Origin of the sequence: uncultured Brachyspira sp., assembly GCF_944390595.1 — a bacterium.
In the GTDB taxonomy this organism is placed as follows: domain Bacteria; phylum Spirochaetota; class Brachyspiria; order Brachyspirales; family Brachyspiraceae; genus Brachyspira.
In genome coordinates, this window is sequence record NZ_CALXRN010000078.1 from 1 (window position 1) to 3,346 (window position 3,346).

The 3,346-nt window shown below is 29.1% G+C and carries 4 protein-coding genes; all 4 read right to left on the bottom strand.

The window, feature by feature from the left end:
- Nucleotides 1-319 precede the first annotated feature (319 nt).
- On the bottom strand, nucleotides 320-1,489 hold the full coding sequence (gene nifS / locus Q0J90_RS04140; protein WP_297276707.1) for a cysteine desulfurase NifS: 1,170 nt from the start codon (nucleotides 1,487-1,489) through the stop codon (nucleotides 320-322).
- 1 nt (nucleotide 1,490) lies between these two features.
- A complete protein-coding gene (gene nifU, locus Q0J90_RS04145; RefSeq protein ID WP_028330111.1) occupies nucleotides 1,491-2,324 on the bottom strand; it encodes a Fe-S cluster assembly protein NifU in 834 nt (277 codons plus the stop codon).
- A gap of 96 nt (nucleotides 2,325-2,420) precedes the next feature.
- Nucleotides 2,421-2,600, bottom strand: a complete 180-nt coding sequence (locus tag Q0J90_RS04150) for a (2Fe-2S)-binding protein (protein ID WP_028330110.1) — start codon at nucleotides 2,598-2,600, stop codon at nucleotides 2,421-2,423.
- Between the two features lie 123 nt (nucleotides 2,601-2,723).
- Nucleotides 2,724-3,346 (bottom strand): ABC transporter ATP-binding protein (locus tag Q0J90_RS04155; RefSeq protein ID WP_297276708.1); only part of this gene is annotated, 623 nt, incomplete at its 5' end.

The following is a 3,346-nucleotide window of genomic DNA, read 5'->3' on the forward strand; positions in this document are numbered from 1 at the left end:
TCTAATGAACATTCAACAGGTGAAAGTCCAAGTTCTTTTAATTTGTTCATAACATAACTTTTTGTTTGAGGAAGATCTGTACCAACTTCTGGTATTTGGTGCAAATCTCTTCTCATGGAAACTATGATATCATTTAATTCTTGATACCCCATAATAATACCCCTTAAAAAATTTTTTAATTGATAAATATTATATGGAATTATGGTTATGAAGTCAATACAAATTGAACATTTATATTCAAAAAGTATATTTTTTTGTATTTTTATAAAAAAAGAAAAACCCATCATATAAGATGGGTTATAATATTTAGATTTAATTTTTAATTTCTGTAAGGTGAAATATCTCTAAGTCTAGCTACGATTTTTTCTACTGCATCAGCTGTGTACATTATATCTTCCATAGTGTTATCTAATGACATAGAAAATCTTGTAGAACTATGAGCATATTCAAAAGGCACTCCCATAGCTTGAAGTACAGGAGAAGGCTCTAATGTACCAGAAGAACAGGCACTTCCGCTTGAACAGCATATACCATATCCATCTAACAATAAAAGTACAGCTTCTCCTTCTATGTTTTTAAAGCTTATATTTGTAGTATTGCTTACTCTATTAGCACCTTTTCCATTTATTTTAATATCTGTTATTCTTTTAGATACTTCTGCTTCTAAAGTGTCTCTTAATTTTGCTGTATGTTCATTAAATTTAGGAAGCTCTGCTTTTACCATAGAGGCTGCCTTTCCTAAACCAATGATATAAGGCACATTTTCTGTACCTGCTCTGCGTCCTCTTTCCTGATGTCCGCCTGTTTGTACAGTTCTTAACTTTGTACCATTTTTGATATATAAAGCACCTATACCTTTAGGGGCATGTATTTTATGACCTGCAATTGTAAGCATATCAATATAAGGTTCATTTTTCATGTTTAAAGGTAATTTTCCTGCAGCCTGAACAGCATCAACATGGAATACAGCACCAGCATTTTTTACTATCTCTCCTATTTCTTTAATAGGGAAAATTACACCTGTTTCATTATTGGCATACATTATAGAAACTATAGCAGTATTTTCATTTACTGCACTTTTTAATTCATTTAAATCTATATTGCCGTCATTATTAACAGGCAGATAAGTAACTCTGTATCCGTGTCTTTCCAAGTCTTTGCAAGTTTCTATTACAGCAGGATGTTCTACTTTAGTTGTGATAATATGATTTTTAGTAGGGTAGGCTTCTATGGTTCCTCTTATAGCCATATTATCGCCTTCACTTCCGCATGATATAAAACATACCTCAATAGGATCGCATCCTAAAAAATCTGCTACTTGCTCCCTTCCTTTTTCCATTTGTTTATGTACGCTTCCTGCTGAAGTATACATACTTGAAGGGTTGAAATATTGATCTTTAAAATATGGAAGCATGGACTCCAATACTTCTTCATATACTCTGGTAGTAGCATTATTGTCTAAATATATTATTTTTTTGTTTTCTGACATATCACACTCCAACCACTTCTAGGTCTTTATGAACTAATTCTTTTATTTTTGGTTCAACAAAGCCTTTTAAAGTATTTTTTGAAGAAGCACAAGAAGAACATGCTCCTTTAAATTCTATCATAACCTTATTTCCATCAACATCCACAAGTCTGCAGCTTCCTCCATCCATTTTGAGCATAGGGTTAATAACTCTTTCTAAAGCCTCTTCTATTTTTTTTATTTTTTGAACAGTAGTCATAGGAGCATTTTTGGCTTCTCTTTCCATATCTGCCAATTCTTCATTTAAAATATCTTCTATTTTAACTTTACAAGCTCCGCATCCTCCTCCTGCTTTAGTATAGAATGTTACCTCTTCTACAGTTTTTAACTTATTTTCCCTTATAGCTCTTTTTATTTTAGTATCTGTTATGCCGAAACATTTACAAATTATAGCTCCTTCATCATGTTCATCTTCATTAGTAGCTATACCTCTGTAATTATTAATGGCTTTTTCCAAAGTTTCCATTCCCATAACAGAACAATGCATTTTTTCTTCAGGAAGTCCTCCTAATTCCATGGCTATATCTTTATTTGTTATTTTTTTAGCCTCATCAAGAGTTTTTCCTTTAATCATTTCTGTAAGTATACTGCTGCTTGCTATTGCAGAAGCACATCCGAATGTTTGGAATTTTGCATCCTCTATAACTTCAGTATCTTTATTTATTTTTAATGTTAATTTTAGTGCATCACCGCATACAATACTTCCGGTCATAGCCTCAGCATCAGGATTCTTTATTTCTCCCACATTTCTAGGATTTATAAAATGATCCTTTACCTTATCTGTATATTCCCACATGTTCCTACCTCCATCTAAGTTAATTATTAATATACTATAATTACTATGTATATTAATTATTGGAATATAAAAATAATATTAAATTTTTGATAAAATTTATTTATTGATTTCGTTTAAAATTTTTTGAATAGCGTCTTTACATCCACCGCATCCAGTTCCTGCTTTAGTAGCTTTAGAGACTTCTTCTACAGTTTTTAATTTTTTTGAAATAATAGCGTCCCTAACTTGCTTCTCTGTTACAGCCATACAAAAACATAATGTTTTATCACCAGCCATTCTAAATTCTCCTTTTTTATATTTTGTGATTTATATAAAATAGAAAAATTAATTAATCTACTTTATAACCTTCATTGTTAGAATATTATAACATTCAATAAATAAATATCAAGTACAAATTTATTACTTCCATATTTCTAATAATGATTTCATATATTTTTTTAAATTTATATTGTAAATTTCATTAAGTATATTAATATCAAAGTTTTTTACTTCTCCAAAATATTCTTTTATTCCTTCTCTTAAAATCAATATTTTATCAGCAAAATTTAATGCAGTACTTATGTCATGTAAAACAGCTATTACAGACTTTTTTTTATTATTATGAACCCATTCTTTTAAATTATTAATAAGTTCTATCTGACTGTTTATATCTAAATGATTAGTAGGCTCATCTAATAATATAATATTTGGATTTTGACTGAAAATCATAGCTAGAAATACTCTCTGGAGTTCTCCCCCTGAAATTTCTTTTATTGATTTATTTTTTAAATGAGTTAAATTTAATTTATCAAGATAATTTAGTACAATTTTTTTATCCTCTTCTTTAGGCATTGAAAATAATTTATCAGCAAAATTTGAGTATCTTCCCAACATCACAGTATCATATACATTATAATCAAAATATATATCAGACATTTGACTCATAAATGCTATTTTTTTGGCAATATATATTCTATCTTTATTTCTTATATCTTCTCCGTCTATATATATATTTCCTTCAAAATCTGTTATTTTACATAATG